Origin of the sequence: Pseudomonas brassicacearum subsp. neoaurantiaca (assembly GCF_013608025.1) — a bacterium.
GTDB lineage: Bacteria > Pseudomonadota > Gammaproteobacteria > Pseudomonadales > Pseudomonadaceae > Aquipseudomonas.
On the sequence record NZ_VDLV01000006.1, the window covers coordinates 120264 to 137553 of the forward strand.

General features: G+C 59.7%; 14 protein-coding genes. 5 read left to right on the top strand and 9 right to left on the bottom strand.

Annotated elements, in window-relative coordinates; all coding sequences use genetic code 11:
• Positions 1-135: 135 nt before the first annotated feature.
• Entirely contained in the window at positions 136-360 is a 225-nt protein-coding gene (locus FHK92_RS04915; RefSeq protein ID WP_030138722.1) for a YgdI/YgdR family lipoprotein, read from the top strand.
• A 38-nt stretch (positions 361-398) separates the two neighbouring features.
• Here the strand turns inward: FHK92_RS04915 and FHK92_RS04920 are convergent, their stop codons facing one another.
• On the bottom strand, positions 399-791 hold the full coding sequence (locus FHK92_RS04920) for a hypothetical protein (protein ID WP_181287085.1): 393 nt from the start codon (positions 789-791) through the stop codon (positions 399-401).
• Positions 792-1712, bottom strand: a complete 921-nt coding sequence (locus FHK92_RS04925) for a LysR family transcriptional regulator (protein ID WP_181287086.1) — start codon at positions 1710-1712, stop codon at positions 792-794.
• Between the two features lie 134 nt (positions 1713-1846).
• On the opposite strand from FHK92_RS04925, the gene FHK92_RS04930 reads away from it, so the two are divergent.
• Positions 1847-3307: an MFS transporter gene (locus FHK92_RS04930; RefSeq protein WP_181287087.1), complete on the top strand. Its 1461-nt coding sequence runs from the start codon at positions 1847-1849 to the stop codon at positions 3305-3307.
• 192 nt (positions 3308-3499) lie between these two features.
• Positions 3500-3778 (top strand): DUF1652 domain-containing protein, encoded by a 279-nt coding sequence (locus FHK92_RS04935; RefSeq protein ID WP_003201764.1) that lies wholly within the window; start codon positions 3500-3502, stop codon positions 3776-3778.
• A gap of 60 nt (positions 3779-3838) precedes the next feature.
• On the opposite strand, the gene FHK92_RS04940 is transcribed toward FHK92_RS04935, so the two are convergent.
• The 5 genes from FHK92_RS04940 to FHK92_RS04960 all read right to left on the bottom strand — a co-directional run bounded on the left by FHK92_RS04940 (position 3839) and on the right by FHK92_RS04960 (position 12917).
• A complete protein-coding gene (locus tag FHK92_RS04940) occupies positions 3839-6307 on the bottom strand; it encodes a UvrD-helicase domain-containing protein (protein WP_181287088.1) in 2469 nt (822 codons plus the stop codon).
• 221 nt (positions 6308-6528) lie between these two features.
• Positions 6529-8175, bottom strand: coding sequence for a phosphoglucomutase (alpha-D-glucose-1,6-bisphosphate-dependent) (pgm, locus tag FHK92_RS04945; RefSeq protein ID WP_181287089.1), 1647 nt, complete (start codon positions 8173-8175; stop codon positions 6529-6531).
• Positions 8176-8265: 90 nt separating this feature from the next.
• On the bottom strand, positions 8266-9663 hold the full coding sequence (locus FHK92_RS04950) for an aminotransferase-like domain-containing protein (protein WP_181287090.1): 1398 nt from the start codon (positions 9661-9663) through the stop codon (positions 8266-8268).
• 75 nt (positions 9664-9738) lie between these two features.
• Entirely contained in the window at positions 9739-11223 is a 1485-nt protein-coding gene (locus tag FHK92_RS04955) for a hypothetical protein (RefSeq protein ID WP_181287091.1), read from the bottom strand.
• 668 nt (positions 11224-11891) lie between these two features.
• Entirely contained in the window at positions 11892-12917 is a 1026-nt protein-coding gene (locus tag FHK92_RS04960) for a zinc-dependent alcohol dehydrogenase family protein (RefSeq protein ID WP_030138714.1), read from the bottom strand.
• 258 nt (positions 12918-13175) lie between these two features.
• Between FHK92_RS04960 and FHK92_RS04965 the strand changes: the two genes are divergently transcribed.
• Positions 13176-14090: a LysR family transcriptional regulator gene (locus FHK92_RS04965; protein WP_030138713.1), complete on the top strand. Its 915-nt coding sequence runs from the start codon at positions 13176-13178 to the stop codon at positions 14088-14090.
• 100 nt (positions 14091-14190) lie between these two features.
• The gene (locus FHK92_RS04970) at positions 14191-14826 is read left to right on the top strand and encodes a flagellar biosynthesis protein (RefSeq protein WP_181287092.1); all 636 of its coding nucleotides are present in this window, start codon (positions 14191-14193) and stop codon (positions 14824-14826) included.
• 76 nt (positions 14827-14902) lie between these two features.
• On the opposite strand, the gene cydB is transcribed toward FHK92_RS04970, so the two are convergent.
• Positions 14903-15910 carry a cytochrome d ubiquinol oxidase subunit II gene (gene cydB / locus FHK92_RS04975; RefSeq protein WP_181287093.1) on the bottom strand — a complete coding sequence of 336 codons (1008 nt, stop codon included), beginning with the start codon at positions 15908-15910 and terminating at the stop codon, positions 14903-14905.
• Positions 15910-17283, bottom strand: coding sequence for a cytochrome ubiquinol oxidase subunit I (locus tag FHK92_RS04980; protein WP_181287094.1), 1374 nt, complete (start codon positions 17281-17283; stop codon positions 15910-15912). Before FHK92_RS04980 ends, cydB begins: the two co-directional genes overlap by 1 nt.
• Positions 17284-17290 lie beyond the last annotated feature (7 nt).

Genomic DNA, 17290 nt, shown 5'->3' on the forward strand with positions numbered 1-17290 from the left:
CTCCTACTATTAAAGGTGAAATCCCTAAAGCGGCGATGAACTTTCCTACGGCAAGCGGGACAAATGGCGGTTAACTCAGTGATGGCCCGGTCGAATCAGACGGGCTGCACCCTTCTGATCAAGAGGTTACGGATTATGAACATCAGGTTTCTGGGCCTGCCCCTGGCCGCCATGGCGTTCCTGGCTCTGGCCGGCTGCGCGACACCCACCGTGGTGACGCTGCAAAACGGTACCCAGTATTTGACCGAGGACACGCCCAATACCCGTACCGCCGATGGCTTCTACGAGTTCGAAGACATATCGGGCAAGAAAGTCCGGGTCCGCGCCGACGAAGTGGCAACGATACGCAAGGGAGACTGATGGAATCCGCGCCCTCTCGACGGGAGGGCTGGCCTGGTTCACCGGGTAAAACCGGTGGTGATTTGCGGCTCGATACTGATGCTCGGGCACCCTGCCCATCCTCCCCAGCCGCCATTTCGGCGCAACGCCTCGTTCTGCATGCGTCGGCAGCGCTCCTGATCCTGCTGGACTGACTGATCGATGCTTATATTTCCGGTCATGGGCGGCTTCATCGCATCGCTCGGGACCACGACGCCCCACGGCCCGATCAGGGGCACCTTGAAGTGAGATTTCCCGGAAGACGCGTCAACGGTTTCATCGGCCTGGCCGGTCGGCAACTGATCCGAGGCTATGCCGTAGCGGCTGAGGATGGACTGATCCGGTAGTTCCGCCATCGCGCTTGTGGAAGCCAGGATGCACACCAGCGCGGCGACAATATTCTTTTTATTCACCTAATACGTTCCCTCTGACAACAATTCGATCGTGCCCGCGCACACTTCTCGCAGGCAGCTCCTTATCCAGCGGTGCACGGGGTCAGCGTCCATGCGCGGATGCCAGAGCATGGCTACCGTAAACCCGGGGAGCACGAACGGCAATGCGAACGTGTGCATGCCAAGGCGCAAACGGGTGCTGTAGCGTTCCGGCACGCTGGCGATCATGTCACTGGACCGCGCCAGCCCCAGCGCGGTGGAAAAGCCCGGCACGGTGGTGATGAGGTTTCGGGACAAACCCAAGGCGCCAAGGGCCTGGTCGATGGAGCCGTGCTCCAAGCCACGCAGGGAAATGCCAATGTGCTCGCCCGCCGCATAATCAGCGGCGCTTACATCGATAAGGCTCAGCGGATGTCCTGCCCGCACGACGCCAACGATACGGTCACCGAACAACCCTTGCGTCAGCAGTTCCGGACTGGTGTCTTCGTCTACTACGGCGGTCTCCAGGTCCACGATGCCCTCGCGCAGCGCCGTGCTGTCCCTGTCGGTCTTTTCGACAAACCGCAACCTTATTCCCGGAGCCTGCCTGGCAATCCGCTCGATCAGCTCGATCGCGAAATTTTCCACGAAGCCTTGCCGGGTGCGCAGCGTGAAGGTTCGCTTCACGCTCTGCAGGTCAGGGGCCTGCACCGGACGCAGCGCGGTCTGAGCGCCCTGCACCAATTGGCTGACCTGCTCGCGTAACTCGAGCGCTCGCGGTGTCGGAACCAGTCCGCGCCCCGCCCGCACCAACAACGGATCACCGATGACCTGGCGCAACCGCGCCAAGGCCCGGCTCATGGCCGAAGGGCTGAGCCGCAGCCGCCGGGCGGCTCCGGCCACACTGCCTTCAGACAAGAGCGCGTCCAGCGTGACCAGCAAGTTGAGATCGGTTGTGGACATCATCGGGCCCTTGGATAGGATGGATAGCGTTTCATGCAGCTATAACATGCAACTCGTGCGTCTTCCGCCATGTTATGCCACCGCGTACCGTTCTCGCAGCGCTTTATAGGCGAACCGGATCGCGAGGAAACATGATGAAACCAGCCAATATGAAACCAAGCCTGTCACCCACGAGCGGCTCGCAACCGCTTGCTTCCGCGCGCGAGGCCTTGGCCAGCCTCGCGCTGTCAACGTTATTGGCGTCGCTGGGTGCCAGCGTCACCGCCGTGGGGTTGCCTGTGTTGGCCCAAGCGTTCGACGCCTCGTTCCAGCACGTTCAGTGGGTGGTGCTTGCCTATCTGCTGGCGATCACCACACTGATCGTCAGCCTCGGACGCTTGGGCGACCTGATTGGCCGACGCAAGCTGTTACTGGCGGGAATCGCGCTGTTTACGCTTGCGTCAGCCTTGTGCGGCCTCGCGCCGTCGCTGTGGCTGTTGATCGCCGCCCGAGCCCTGCAAGGGTTGGGTGCCGCCATCATGATGACGCTGACGCTGGCCCTAGTCGGCGAAACGGTCAATAAGGCAAGGGTGGGCAGCGCCATGGGACTGCTCGCCACGCTATCCGCGGTAGGCACCGCACTGGGCCCTTCCTTGGGTGGTTTGTTGATGACCGGATTTGGCTGGCAGGCGTTGTTCCTGGTCAACGTACCGCTGGGACTGCTGACCTTACTGCTGGCCTGGCGGTCCCTGCCCGCCGGGCGAGCCGTCGATGTCGAGAAGGTGCGTTTCGACGTCACGGGCACGCTGTTGCTCGCGGCAGCCCTTGGCGCCTACGCCTTGGCCATGACGCTGGGTGGCGGGCATTTCGGTGGGTTGAATGTCAGCCTGCTGGCGACTGCCATTCTGAGCGGTGGATTATTCATCCAGACGCAGCGCCGGCGCCCATCGCCGCTGATCCCGCTGACCATGTTCAGCGATCGCTTGCTGGTATCGGGCCTGGCGACGAGCGCGCTGGTGGCAACGGTCATGATGGCGACCTTGCTCGTGGGGCCATTCTACTTGTCGATCGCGCTGGGGCTCCCGTCGGCCATTGTCGGCCTGGTACTGGCCGTCGGGCCATGCGTCGCCGCCCTCGCCGGCATGCCTGCTGGGCGCCTCGCCGATCGGTTCGGGGTGCGTCCCATGCGGCTCCTGGGGCTGGCGACCATGGCGAGCGGTTGCCTGCTGCTGTCGCTGGTTCCCCCGACGCTTGGCATCGCCGGTTACGTCACGGCGATCATGGTAACGACCTTGGGCTACGCGATGTTCCAGACAGCAAACAATGCGGCGGTCATGGCCGAGATCCCCGCCAACCAACGCGGCGTGATTGCCGGATTGCTCAATTTGTCGCGCAACCTCGGCTTCTTCAGTGGCGCAGCGATGCTGGGCGCGGTCTTCGCGGCCATGTTGCCGACCAACGGTACTCCCTCCGCCACTCCCGAGGCTGTTGCCGACGGGCTGCACGTCACCTTCATCGTCGCCCTTTCCCTGGTGGTGCTGGCAGGCTTCATCGCCTTCAAATACCGCGAGCCAGAGCCATTGGCGGCTTTTCAGGACACTGTGGGACGACCATGATGGCACTCTGAGCATTTGTACTTAGGTCATGATGCAGATCAAATAAAATGAACCAATCGCCAAACGGACTGAAAAAATCCACGTGGCGTTCATTTTCAGGTGCTATTTTTAGTTCTCACTGGTAGAGCCATGAGGGCTCTTCCTTCCTGACATGAGCAAACGGAAGCGCTTGATGAAGAAGGCGGGCTACAGATGAATAAAGGATCTTTCAGCAAGGTTACGTTCCCCAACGCCTGCCAGTTGATGCGCTGGCATTTCCATCCCATGGGCTTCGAGGCCAGCATGGACGCGCCAGGCAGTATGGTCGCCCGGCTGTTTGACCGTGCCAGCGGCGAAACCATGATCGCAATCGCCGGCATCCCCTGCGCGACGGTGATGAACGCCCCTGACGTGGAGCGAATCATCGAAGCGGTGGAAGCCGAGCTTGAAGCCTTTGTGCCACCGGTCGGCTTGCGACGATTCGCTTCCTGACAAAAAAGCCCACATTTTCATGTGGGCTTTTTTGTGGGTCACCAAACGGTCGTCAGCGTATCAGCCGCGAGCACGGCGATGATCGTTGAAAAACGGCTTGCCCACTCCGATCCGGTCCGACGCCTTGGGTGCATTGGCCGCCTGGCTATCCTGGCCATCGACGTACCAATAGCAATGCTGGACCGCCCGGGTGATGCCTACATACGCCAGGCGCAGGATTTCATCCTTTTGCGCTGCATCATAGGGTTCGGCGTCACCGTCCTGTCCCAACCCGGCCATCCGGTAGACCTGATTCTTGTAGGGTGAACTGGTCAGGTGCTGGCAATCCCCCAGCAGGAATACCGCATCAGCCTGAAGCCCCTTGGCGCTGTGATAAGTCATTTGCCTGAGGCGGCGTTGCGGATAGGGCAAGCTAGAATCTACATTAACTATCGGATTAATATGCTTATTTATCAGCAACTTATCGCTACTTTTTCGATATAGCATCAAGATCGAATCGCCGTTGCGGTAGTGCTCATCGAGCCGCCGCGCCAAGCCTTCATCGTCCCTGTCCAACACCGTCACCGGGCTTGGCGAACGAGGCGTGCCGCTGGCCTTGGCTTTCTTGCCGGGGACGGCTGCCGCTCCGCGTACGATGTGCTCAGCCGCGTCAATGATGTGCTGGTGACTGCGGTAGTTGTCGGTGAGCATCACCCGAGTGTTGGCCGGTGACGGGAACTGCTTGTTGAAATCCATGAAAAAACTCGGCGAGCTGCCGCGCCAGCCATAGATCGACTGCCAGTCATCACCCACGCACAACAAGGAAGAACGCTGGGCGCCGCGCCCGGTATGCAGGGCAGCGCCACGCCTGCGCACTTCACGCAGGCTCGCCCTCAGCCAAGACACGATCTGGGGCGAAACGTCCTGGAATTCGTCGATCATCAAATGCGACAACGGCCTCAACAGGGCGTCATCAAGCAGCTTGAAGTTTTCCGGGGAGTGTTCGCTGAACAACGCAAACATCCGGTTATAGGTCATGACCGGAGGCGATTGATCCAGCAGATGATCTTCGAACGCACGCCAGAAACGACTCAACGCTTCGAAGAAATACCGATCCGGGTCGTTGCTGGAAAAACTCATATTGCCGACGGCTTCAGGTACATCCAGGCCAAGATTCTCGATAAACCCCGCCGCTGCGACAAAGCAGTCCAGCAAAGGGGCCGATGTCAGCTCGCCCTTGACCTTGTAGTCGAACCCGGGGCCCGCGCTGGCATCCCCAGCCACGGCGGACAGAAGGCGTTTTGAATCCTCATACTTATCAAGCCATATCAAAGGCTTGCGACAGAAAGCTTGAAACAGGGTGCGCTTTACGGCCCATTCCGCACGCACACTCAGCTTGGCACCGGGACGGCTGAGCTGCGGGTTCTCCTGCGGATCGAATCCCAGCATCACCCAGGTATCAAGGGATTTGATGTAGCCATGGCAATAAAATCTCGCCCCGTTGATTTCGAACACCTGGCGTTTCGGTTCTATGCCTTTGATCGGCCAAGCCCCCGCACGAAACCACAGGTCTTCGATGGCGTCGCACAGTGCCTCATCGCGCTGTGCGGCCAATTCCGTCACAGCCACGCGTTTCTGCACGTCCGGATGGTCGCGCTCCAGTTCCTTGAGCTGCAGGGCATGACGGGAAAGCGGCTGGATCAGCTCGCGGAAACGCTCGTCACGCTGATAGAGGTTGTAATAACAGGCATTGAGCTGCTGGCGCTGGGCATCGTTGATGCGCAAGTCGAACGGGTTGCCCTGGGCGTCATCGTCATCCGCTCCGGCGCGGAGGCTCAAGGTCTCGAAGGCCTGGAGCCGCTCGAACCCCGGCAGGCTGCGGACCATGGGCAAGATACGCGAGTGGAAGGTGCGCACCAGATCCCGGGCGTCCTTCTGGCTGACTTTGCGCCCCCACAGGGCAAACGTTTCGATGAGTTTCTGGATAAAGTCCTTCCGCGATTCCCGGGTGAACGTCACCACAGTCATAGAGTCCAGTTCGAACCCTAGATAATGCGACAGCAGCACAATACGCAGCACCAGGGTTGTTGACTTGCCCGCGCCTGCGCCCGCCACCACTGAAGTGGCTGGCGTGTCGCTGAAAATCATCTTCCATTGCCCGCTACTGGGCTGTGCATGGGCTGGTAGCAATCGCGCCACGTCCGCCTTGATGCGTTTCTTCAGCTCGGCGGTCAGCGGCAATCGCCAATCATCGAACAACAGGTCATCGACTTGCGGGGCCGGGTGCTGGGTACTACGTGAGTCGCGAATTAACAGGACCTGACGTCCCGCTTCCAGCCCGTCGGCCCTGCCTTCCTTGTAGCCATACTCAAAACCGGCGGTATGACCGCTGCGAAAGCCGTCGGCTTGCCCGTGCAACCATGATGCGCGGTGTTGGGCGCGCAGGCGCGTCAGGCCGTGGCCGAAAAAACGCGCAGCCAGGCGTTTGAACCAGGACATCTGGGCCAAGGGCAGGAGATCAGGGGGAAGATCGGGACTGTGTAGCGACACGCTGGGGACTCCGGTGTTCAGAACCATGGCGACTATGGTGTCTGGATTCGCTACCGGTTTCCAGCCAAAAGCTTTTGTCTCAGGGATTTAGGCGATGAACTGAAAGTGATATGGCAGGTTGGTATCGCGGCGCTTAGTGGTGACGCTTTCGCGAGCAGGCTCGCTCCCACAAGGATATGCATTGCTTGTGAGAGCGAGCTTGCTCGCGATACGGCGATTAGTCACTGCCCGGAAATGGCACCGTCCACCAACGCCTGGGCTTCGACCACCAATTGTTTCAGGTGATCGTCGCTAATGAAGCTTTCGGCGTAGATTTTGTAAATGTCCTCGGTACCGGACGGACGCGCCGCAAACCAGCCATTTTCGGTCATGACTTTCAATCCGCCGATAGCCTGGTCATTGCCTGGCGCATGGCTGAGGATGCTCTGGATCGTCTCGCCCGCCAACTCGGTGGACTGGACCTGATCCGGCGATAGCTTGCTCAGCAACGCCTTCTGTTGAGGACTCGCCTTGGCATCGACACGCACCGAGAACGGTTCACCCAATTCATCCGTCAGGGCGCGGTAGGCCTGGCTTGGATCACGACCGGTGCGAGCCGTCATCTCAGCAGCCAACAATGCCGGGATCAGGCCGTCCTTGTCGGTACTCCACACCCCGCCGTCCTTGCGCAGGAACGAGGCCCCGGCACTTTCTTCGCCGCCGAAGCCAAGGGAGCCATCGAACAGCCCATCGGCGAACCATTTGAAGCCCACCGGCACCTCATACAGGCGTCGGCCAAGGCGCTTGGCAACCCGATCGATCAGGCCGCTACTGACTACCGTCTTGCCGACTGCGGCGTCAGCCCGCCACTGGGGACGATTCTGGAACAAGTAATCGATGGACACCGCCAGGTAATTGTTCGGCGCCAACAGGCCGCCGCTTGGCGTCACGATGCCGTGACGGTCGTGATCCGGGTCGCAGGCAAAGGCCACGTCGAAACGTTCTTTCAGGCCGATCAACCCTTGCATGGCGTGGCTGGACGACGGGTCCATGCGGATCTGCCCGTCCCAGTCGACGGTCATGAAGCGGAAGGTCGAGTCCACCTGTGTGTTGACCACTTCCAGATCCAGGCGGTAGTGCTCGGCAATCGCAGGCCAGTAGCGCACCCCTGCTCCGCCCAAGGGATCCACGCCCAAGCGCAAGCCAGCTTCGCGGATGGCATCGAAATCAATGACGTTGACCAGGTCAGCCACGTAGGTATTGAGGAAATCGTGGCGGTGGGTGGTCTCGGCCTTGAGCGCCTGCTCGTAGCTGATGCGTTTGACACCCGCCAACTGGTTGGTCAGCAGCTCATTGGCCTTGGCTTCGATCCACTTGGTGATATGGGTATCTGCCGGGCCACCATTGGTGGGGTTGTATTTATAGCCGCCGCTCTGCGGTGGATTATGGGACGGCGTAATGACGATACCGTCGGCCAGGCCAGTGGTGCGGCCGCGGTTGTAGCACAGGATGGCATGGGAAACCGCTGGCGTGGGGGTGTACTCATCACCTTCGGCGATCATCACGGTCACGCCATTGGCGGCCAGCACTTCCAACGCGCTGGCGCCCGCAGGCGTGGAGAGTGCGTGGGTGTCGATACCGACGAACAGCGGGCCGTCGATGCCATGGGCTTCCCGGAACAGGCAGATTGCCTGGCTGATGGCGAGTACGTGCCACTCGTTGAAGCCCAGGTCGAAAGAACTGCCGCGATGCCCCGAAGTACCAAAAGCCACGCGCTGGGTCGCCACCGAGGCGTCGGGCCGGCCGGTGTAATAGGCCGTCACCAGTCGCGGGATATCGATCAACAACTCTGCCGGTGCCGGCTTGCCCGCAAATGGACTGACTGTCATGCAAAACCTCGGAATGGAGTGGCTCGAAAATGGGTGCAGTTTACTGACAGTTCGACCATGACGCGATGGGTTCGATCCATCGCCCTGCGATCATGATTGTCCATGCCTCAATGCTTCGGCCAACGCATAGAACGCCGCGTCCGGATCATCCGCGCCCTGGAATGCATGAGTCAGGCGCAGATGCTGGCTGTAGAGGCCCTGAACACTGAACAGCTCCCCTGGCGCAATGACAATGCGCCTGCCAAGCAATCGCTGGAATACCCCACGCATATCGGCCTGCCTCGATGATCGAGCCCACACCGTTGCGCCACCTTCGGGTTCGACCCAGTGCAGGCAGTCGCCCAACCGATCACGCATCAATTGTATTGTCGAAGCAGCGTTTTCCCGCAGCAGGCGCCGCAATACCAGCAGGTGCTGGTCGATCCGACCATTGCCATACAAGCGCGCGATCGCTTTCTGGCGGATCGGCGACAGGCGAAACGCACGCAAAAGGAATTGTCGTTGCAAAACCAATGTCAATTGCCGTGACAGCACATAACCATAGGGCGCCTCGGGACCAATGGTCTTTTCAAACGTGGAGTAGACAATCAGCCGGTCCGGATCGACCAAATCCCGGAACGGAGGGCTGCCTGGCTCGAATACCAGGTCGGTGTAACTGTCGTTCTCCAGCACCCACGTACCGCACCGCTCCAGCAGATGCGCGACCTCTCGACGGTTGGCTTCACTTTTCAACGTGCCCATCGGCATGCTCAGGACCGAAGACAGCACCACGAGCCGTACCGTCTCGCTTGTCAGCAACAGTTCCAGTTGTTCGACATCGATGTCCCCGCTCGCCATCAATGGCAGCTCGATAACCTGGACGTCAGCAGCCTGGAGCAAACGCAGGACAGTCCAGTCACCAGGCGACTCAACCAGGACAGTCGCCCCTTTCAACGTCAGCACGGCAATAAGGATCTCCAGCACCCCACGCAGGTCAGCGCCTATATAGACGTCATCGGCGCTCCAGCATCGGGCGGGCGAAGAGGTGTAGCGAGCCGCCAGCGCCATGCGCAGCTCCTGCTCGCCCCAGGGTTGCGAAGGCATCTGGGATGCACGCGGGTACTGGCGCAACAACTCGCGCTCAAGCAACAGGAGTGGACTGTCCAGCGACTGCAATGACGCCGGCTCATCAGCACCCAGCACCAGCATGCCTGGCCGACGCGCATTGACGTACATGGTTTCGAGCAAGTCGTCACCGTCGCCCAGGACGGTCACACAAGGCACCGGCAACGCGTAATAGCCGGATTTGGCGATCGAATAAACGCGCCCTTCCTTCTCCAGCAGGGAATATGCGTACTGGATGGTGGATATGGACACGCTCAACCGCTCGGCCAGTTGGCGTAACGATGGTAAGCGCACCCGAGGATCAGCGCCCAGTTCATTGATCAGGTTTGTCAGGTACCTGTAGACCGCCTGGTAGGCAAAATCGGGTTCACGACTTCCCTTCATGAGGCAAGCCCCATGAAACGTGCCACTGCCAGCCCTACCTTGGAGCTGAAAACGAAATCCCTCAAGCCTCGTTCCTCAGCGTGCCCAGCGTTCGTAAAATTCACGGGCGCGTTGCTCGTCCTCGCTCGAATCGGGCGCCTCAGGCACAGACCGGCGGGCGGACACAGTCACGATTGGCTGTTCCGAGACAGCAATGGGGGACTGGTACACCTTTTTGAGCAAGGCGACGGGCAGGCCGCTGAACTCGTACAACCATTGCTTCGCCTCCTCAGTGGCGGGCCCACCCTCTATTGCGTTGCGCAACTCCGGCAGGGCGAACAGCATGTCGGGATGGCAGCAACGCAAGTAATTTTCCAGGCCCGCGCCGCTCCCAATAAAGGGCGCATACAACATGCACACCAATTGCGTTTCGCTAAGCCCCAGGGTTTCCTGTGCTTCGACGGCGGCCTGGGCGCGGCGCTCAGGCATGGCCGAGGGCGAACCGAACAGTTCCTGGACCTGCTGGCAGATATGCATGGGCAGTTGCTTGCGATGCATGATCATGATCGTGCGCTGGACGTAATCACCATACCCGTGCTCATAGCTTCGCCCTTGCAGGTAACAGGCTTGCAAGCCATACAAATGGGCCGACAGGTACGGACTGAGATATTCGTGATCCAGCGTCGGAGCAACGAGCCCATCGGGGCGCACTCCCAGGAACTCGCCGAACAATGACCAGTTGCTCTCTTCCAGCCGATCGACGATCAGATCATCGATACTGACGCGCCCCAACCGCCGACACGCCTCGAAACGCCCTTCGGGACGCCATGGCTCGATGTTTTCCTGGCCGTAGAACTGTCGGAAAAGCTCGCCTCCCATGGCATCGAGTTGTGCAAAAAGGCCATCGAAACCACCGCTCGGCTCAATGACCAGGCCGAACCTCCTGGACGCGCGCTGAAGCCCGGTCATGAACTGCTTCTGCTGCCGTGGCGTGTCGCTACTGACCCATGAGTCCACCCCCGTTCCCCAGCGCGCCATGTTCCTGTAGAACTCAGCCATCGCCAGGTAGCCCTCATCGCCCAGGCCCAAGAGGCTATCAGGCGAGCGAAGGTGGCCGAACATCAACAAGTCCGTACGGTTGGCATCCCGCGCTGCCGTCGATAACGGCTTGCTATGATTGAAGGGGGTCACCTCACGGTTGTCGGCCATCAACAGCTCCACGCGAGTGTCGTCGTAGACGAACAGCGCGCTGTAGCAGCGATGAATGTTTTCCAGGGTGGCTTGTGAGATATCGCCCATGCGTGGGGTCACGACGCGCAGGCTGAACGTCGCCGGATACCGGCCCGCAATGGTCAACTGCGCCGCCCGTAAGGCCGTCAGGACGTAAAAGCTTTCCCGGCTGCCAGTCTGGACCATCAGCACACGATAATCGCCGACTCGCTCAACGCCGCCAGCTGCCACGATCAGACGCTGAACCAAAAGCTGTATTGCGGTGCGTTCCGCGCGGGAATAGAAATCCAGCAAGCGTTGCAACATCTGTTGGTATACGTAGGTCATTGCCTGCTCATGAATTGCACTCATAGCCATTTACCTGGAAATTCGATTATCGGCGCCATACCCGCGCCGACTTGATTGCAGGGCGAGCTGGCCTGGATGAAAGACTTTGTTATTGCAAACAGTATTAGCAGTCCGCTCACACCTTGCCTCTGGTAATTATTTGTCACACATATAAAAGTCGTCGTACCTGCTGGATACACCGCTCCTCAACCCCCCTGTTTTATTGAGCATCGCCATATTCATGAAGCGTCCTAGGAAATTTCTTACAGCGTCCCACAGACAATGGATACGTAAAATAAAGAACAAACCTAGCGCCAACTCCATGTGCGCCGGGTCATGCCCTCCAAATGTTGATAGATAGGTTTAAAGCAGGCAAATGCGACCAGGCCATGCACTAGCGGGAATGAACTTTAGATATTGATATCGCGCCATGCTTTCTTCCTTGATAGAAACAAGCGTTCAATTATCAAGACTTAAATAATGATTAGAAGATACAGATTGACGGCAAAAACCAGTTCAGTTGGGTTTGCGGGTCGTTGATCCTGGGCGATTGGGCAGCAGCCTCGACAGCACGCGTCCAGGCGCAGCTACGCTTGGCGTCGAGCGGGCGCGATGATAAGGAGAGATCGGGGCCGAATCGGCCGGAGACCGCGCAAGAGCCGTAGACAATGACTCTTGCGCAAAGGGACAGATCAGGCGGGATCGACGATCTGAAGGGCAACGCGTTCACGGCAAGGGCACTCGCCCATGTAGCGATGAGCCTCGACGAACTCGGAGAATGGGAACACCCGAGTCTTGAGCGGCAGCAGCACGCGGTCGGCGGTCAGTTGATTGATGTCGCGCAGCGCTCGTTGCAACGCCACCTGGTCCTGGACAATGCCCAGTTCCGGCTTGCCAGTGAAGTTGCCGATGCAGTGCACGAAGAACTGGATGTTCTTCTGGAACGCCGCACAGGCCGGGAATGGCGTCTGGTTTCCGCCTTGCAGGCCATACAGCACGAGGCTGCCGCGGGGCGCCAACACATCACCGAGCAGCGACATCTGCGGCCCGCCAAGGCCGTCGAACACAACATCGACGCCACGGCTGTCAGTGAGCTTGTTGATCTGCATCAGCAAGTCCTGCTCTTCGGTGACAATGACCTTTTCAGCACCCAGCGACAGCAGGTATTCACGCTCGTCGGCCGTCTTGGTGGCTGCGATCACCCGCACACCCAGGGCTTTGCCCAGCTGTACGAAGGATGGGCCGGCGCAATGGCTGGCGTCGGTCACCAGGGCAAATTGCCCAGGCTTGACCCTTGCCAGGTCCATGTAGGCGAAATAGGCGATCAGCAGCGGCGTGTAATGCACGGCGGCTTCGATCGGGCTGAGCACGTCGGGATAACGGGTCAGGGCGGTGCGCGGCAATACGATGACCTCGCCGTACACCGGGTAATCGTTCGGGCTTTCGGCGGGGAAGCTGGCGACTTTGTCGCCCACGGCCAGATCGTCGACACCCTCACCGACGGCCGTTACCACGCCGGCCATTTCATGCCCCAGCCCTGATGGCAGGCGGGCCTGGGAAGACGCCAGGTTCTGGCGCCAAAGGGTGTCATACCAGCTGATGCCGATCGCTTCGACACGGACCTGCACTTCTCCTGGCGCAGGAAGAGCCGCCGCATGCTCTTCGCATTTGAGCACCTCGGCACCACCAAACTTGTGAAAACGGATCGTGCGGGACATCGCAAACCTCGTCAAAGTAACCTCTAATGCCATGAACTCTATCCGGGCTTTGTACCCAAGACCATCAGTGGCTATTAATAGTCGACATGCCTGTCATTGATTCCGCAGCAAGAAAACCGAACCAGTCCTGTAAGCCTTATCCTTAAGAAAATGCATTTACCCGATGCAGAGTACCAGCCTTTCCCCGTAAGATTCATGCCGGCCATTGTTCCCATATGGCCGTCCACGTCAAGCTTGCCGAATCTGCCAGGACCCCAGATGAATCGTAATGACCTGCGTCGTGTCGACCTGAACCTGTTGATCGTGTTCGAAACATTGATGCATGAACGCAGTGTGACCCGCGCCGCCGAGAAACTGTTCCTCGGGCAGCCGGCCATCAGCGCCGCGCTGTCGCGCCTGCGCAGCCTGTTCGATGACCCCTTGTTCGTGCGCACCGGGCGCAGCATGGAACCCACGGCCCGGGCGGTCGAGATCTTCGCCCTGCTCTCTCCTGCCCTGGATTCGATTTCGACGGCCGTCAGCCGGGCGGCGGAATTCGACCCAGCCACCAGCACCTCGGTGTTTCGCATCGGTCTGTCGGACGATGCCGAGTTCGCCCTGCTGCCAATGCTGCTCAAGCGCCTGCGAGCCGAAGCGCCAGGCATCGTGCTGGTGGTGCGCCGGGTCAATTACATTCTGATGCCGGGCTTGCTGGCGTCCGGCGAGATTTCCATCGGCGTCAGCTACACCGAGGACTTGCCGGCCAATGCCAAGCGCAAGGTCCTGCGGCGCAGCATGCCCAAAGTGCTGCGGGCCGACACCGCGCCGGGACGGCTGACCCTGGATGAATTCTGCGCCCGCCCCCACGCCCTGGTGTCCTTCGCAGGTGACTTGAGCGGGTTCATCGATGAAGAGCTGGAAAAACTCGACCGCAAGCGCCATGTGGTGCTGGCCGTGCCGCAGTTCAACGGCCTGAGCACACTGCTGTCAGGCACCGATATCATCGCCATCGTGCCCGACTACACCGCCGACGCACTGACCGCCGCCGGCGGCGTGCGTGCCGAAGACCCACCCATTCCGGTGCGCAGCTTCGAACTGCACATGGCCTGGCGCGGGTCACAGGACAACGACCCGGGGGAGCGCTGGCTGCGTTCGCGGATTCAGATGTTTTTCGGGGATCCAGATAGCCTTTAGCACTGCGCTCTCAACTATTTCGCAAACCGCAAGACTCTTATGCCCTGGCGCCCGAAAACGGCCAGGACCCAAGGAAGACCCTCACTGCACAGGAGCATTCATGTCGTATTTCAAGACCACCGCCGCCGCTATCGTTCTCGCTTCACTCGCAGGATGCGTGACCAACCGTTCCGAGGTGGATGTAACCGGCCCGGTACCGCAAGCGGCCGCCTCAGGCCAAGGCCAGCAGATTTACATCAATGCATTGGATGAACGGGTATTCGAAATCAAGCCACGCAGCGCTGATATCCCTTCCCTGAAAAACGATGAAGTGAACGACACCAGCGTCACCGAGCGAGCCATCGGCCGCAAACGCAACGGTTTTGGCAAAGGCCTTGGTGATGTGGTGCTTCCATCGGGCCGGACCGTGTCACAACTGGTAGGCAATGCGGTGGCCACAGCTTATCAGCAGGCCGGCTATCAAATCGTCACCACACCAACGCCGAGTGCTACGCCGGTCAATGTGCACATCATCGAATACTGGTCGTGGTTCTCTCCTGGCGCGTTCACCGTGGCGGTGAACAACAAAGCCCATCTGAAAATCGAAGCGCCGGGCACCGTGCCGCTGGAAGTGACAACCAACATTCGTGACAGCATGCAATTGGCGACAGACAGCGACTGGAAGAAGATTAACGAGCTGGGTCTCAAAGCTATCGTCACTGAGACGGGCAAGCAACTCGGCAAGACCAAGCCCTGAAAAAGATCTCATCATCGACAGCAGCCACCAACCGGGGCTGCTGAATGCTCTCTGAACCTCAAACCAATAACAACAACTACCCCCGCAGTGAATCAGCCTTGACCTTCCCCCGAAACACCCAAAACCCCCACGTGTTGTAGGCCAGCGTCACCGGCACCAGAACCGCGAACCCCACCAGCATGAAACCCTGGCTCGAGGCTGGAGCCGACGCTTGGCTGATCGCCAGTGAAGGCGGCAGGATCAGTGGGTAAAGCGCGATGATCGCGGCAACGAACGCCATGCCAAACCATCCCAACACCGCAAATAGCGGAAGGAAATGAAAGCGGCTGGAAAAAGCCCGGTAAAATCCGACCAGCAACGCGCACTGAATGAATAGAAGCGCCAGGCTCAGGTTCGATTGAAGAAGATGCTCTCGATAGGACGGCGCTAACAAACCGGTCCACACCACAATGATTGCAATACCTGTCAGTGCCAGCCAGCCGAACATGCGCGCCTGCCTCCTGGCCACCGCTTGTAGCGCGCCCTCGGTACGCCAGTACAACCAGCAGCTGCCCAACAGCGCGTAGCCAATCACCAGCACCACGCCACACATCAGTGGAAATGCGCCCAGCCATTCCCAACCGTCCCCCGCGAACTTACCCCCCTGTTGATCGATGCCCTGCACCACAGAGCCCATGATGACACCTTGGCAAAACGTTGCGATCAATGAGCCGGTCACGAGGCTGATGTCGAGCCAGCGTTTCATGCATGCAGACGCGTCGGCCCGGAATTCCAGCGCGACTGCCCTGACAATCAATGCCAGCAGCATCGCAATGACCGGGATATAGAGCGCGGAAAACAAGACGCTGTAGACCACGGGAAAAAGCGCGAGCAAACCGCCACCGCCCAGCACCAGCCAGGTTTCATTGCCGTCCCAGATCGGCAGGATGGAGTTGACCATGACTTGCTTTTCATCAGGGTCATGGCGGGTCGCGAAGAGAATTCCGACGCCCAGATCGGTGCCGTCCAGGATTACATAAGTGATGATGGTAAAGGCAATCGCAGCGGCCGACAGATCGGGTAGCAGCGCTTCAGATATGAGCATCACGATTGCCCCTGCGTTGCACTGTCTTGATCGTTGGCATCCGTTGATTTCGCCGGCAGCCGGTTGATCGCACGCATCAGATAAAACAGCCCCAGGCCGAACACCAGCAGGTACATGACCACGATGGCAAGCGTGCTGCCAGCGACGAATGAGAGCGGTTGTTGCGAGTGGCTGTGAACGGTGCGCATCAAGCCGTAAACCGTAAATGGCTGGCGCCCGACTTCGGTGACAACCCACCCGCAAACCATGGCTATGAACCCGGCCGGGGCCATGAGCACCGCGCAGCGCATCAACCATCGGCACTCGAACAGGTCGCCGCGCCAACGCAGATAGAGACTGGCGATACCCATCGCCACGATCAGCAAGCCGATGCCCACCATGATACGAAACGCGAAAAAGACCACGGCCACCGGCGGGATGTCTTCGGGCGCGAATTCATCAAGGCTCTGTATGGTGCCGGTCCAGTCGTGGCGAAGATAAAGCGAGCCGAGGTGGGGAATCGCCAGTTCGAAATCATTTCTGCGGTTGGCTTGGTCAGGTATCGCAAACAGCCTGAGGGGTTCTCCCTGCCCCGCTTCCGGGCGCTGCCAGGAACCTTCCATCGCGGCCAGCTTCTGCGGTTGATGGTCCCGGGTATTTTCGCCGTGCAGGTCCCCCGCGACGAGCTGGATAGGCCCAACCACCGCCGCCATCCACAATGCCATTGAAAACATCACCCGCGCAGACGCATGGGTGTTATCGCGCAGCAGATGCCAAGCGCCCGCGCCGCCCACCAGCATCGCCGTGCCGAGAAACGCGGCGATGCTCATGTGCACCATGCGATAGGGAAACGAGGGATTGAATATGATCTGCAGCCAGTCCTCGGGCACGAACCGGCCGTCGCTGGCAATGCTGAAACCCGCAGGGGTGTGCATCCAGGAGTTGGCTGACAAGATCCAGAATGCACTGAACAACGAGCCGATGGCCACCGCACACGTGGACAGGAAATGCAGGCGCGGCCCGACTTTGTTCATGCCAAACAGCATGACCCCGATGAAGCCTGCCTCCAGGAAAAACGCGACCATGACTTCGTAGAACATCAGGGGGCCGAGAATGCCCCCGGCACGGCTGGCCAGCGCGCTCCAGTTGGTCCCGAACTCGAACTCCATGACCAGCCCGGACGCTGTGCCCACGGCGACCGTCAAGGCGAATATCTTCAGCCAGAACCGGTAAACGTCCATATAGACCTGGCGCTTGCGCCACAGCCAGAGGGCTTCCAGCACCATCAGGTAATTGGCCAGGCCGATGGTGAATGCGGCAAGCACGATATGAAAGCTGATGGTGAACGCGAACTGGTACCGCGCCAGCATCAGTGCCGAATCCACCGATTCCATGGGCAGG

Bases quoted from the DNA above. Each gene is read 5' to 3' on its own strand.
- FHK92_RS04925 (WP_181287086.1), bottom strand. From the start codon at position 1,712: ATGTCCACAACCGATCTCAACTTGCTGGTCACGCTGGACGCGCTCTTG.
- cydB (WP_181287093.1), bottom strand. From the start codon at position 15,910: ATGCTCATATCTGAAGCGCTGCTACCCGATCTGTCGGCCGCTGCGATT.
- FHK92_RS04915 (WP_030138722.1), top strand. From the start codon at position 136: ATGAACATCAGGTTTCTGGGCCTGCCCCTGGCCGCCATGGCGTTCCTG.
- FHK92_RS04960 (WP_030138714.1), bottom strand. From the start codon at position 12,917: ATGTCCCGCACGATCCGTTTTCACAAGTTTGGTGGTGCCGAGGTGCTC.
- FHK92_RS04980 (WP_181287094.1), bottom strand. From the start codon at position 17,283: ATGGAATCGGTGGATTCGGCACTGATGCTGGCGCGGTACCAGTTCGCG.
- pgm (WP_181287089.1), bottom strand. From the start codon at position 8,175: ATGACAGTCAGTCCATTTGCGGGCAAGCCGGCACCGGCAGAGTTGTTG.
- FHK92_RS04930 (WP_181287087.1), top strand. From the start codon at position 1,847: ATGAAACCAGCCAATATGAAACCAAGCCTGTCACCCACGAGCGGCTCG.
- FHK92_RS04955 (WP_181287091.1), bottom strand. From the start codon at position 11,223: ATGAGTGCAATTCATGAGCAGGCAATGACCTACGTATACCAACAGATG.
- FHK92_RS04950 (WP_181287090.1), bottom strand. From the start codon at position 9,663: ATGAAGGGAAGTCGTGAACCCGATTTTGCCTACCAGGCGGTCTACAGG.
- FHK92_RS04935 (WP_003201764.1), top strand. From the start codon at position 3,500: ATGAATAAAGGATCTTTCAGCAAGGTTACGTTCCCCAACGCCTGCCAG.
- FHK92_RS04970 (WP_181287092.1), top strand. From the start codon at position 14,191: ATGTCGTATTTCAAGACCACCGCCGCCGCTATCGTTCTCGCTTCACTC.
- FHK92_RS04965 (WP_030138713.1), top strand. From the start codon at position 13,176: ATGAATCGTAATGACCTGCGTCGTGTCGACCTGAACCTGTTGATCGTG.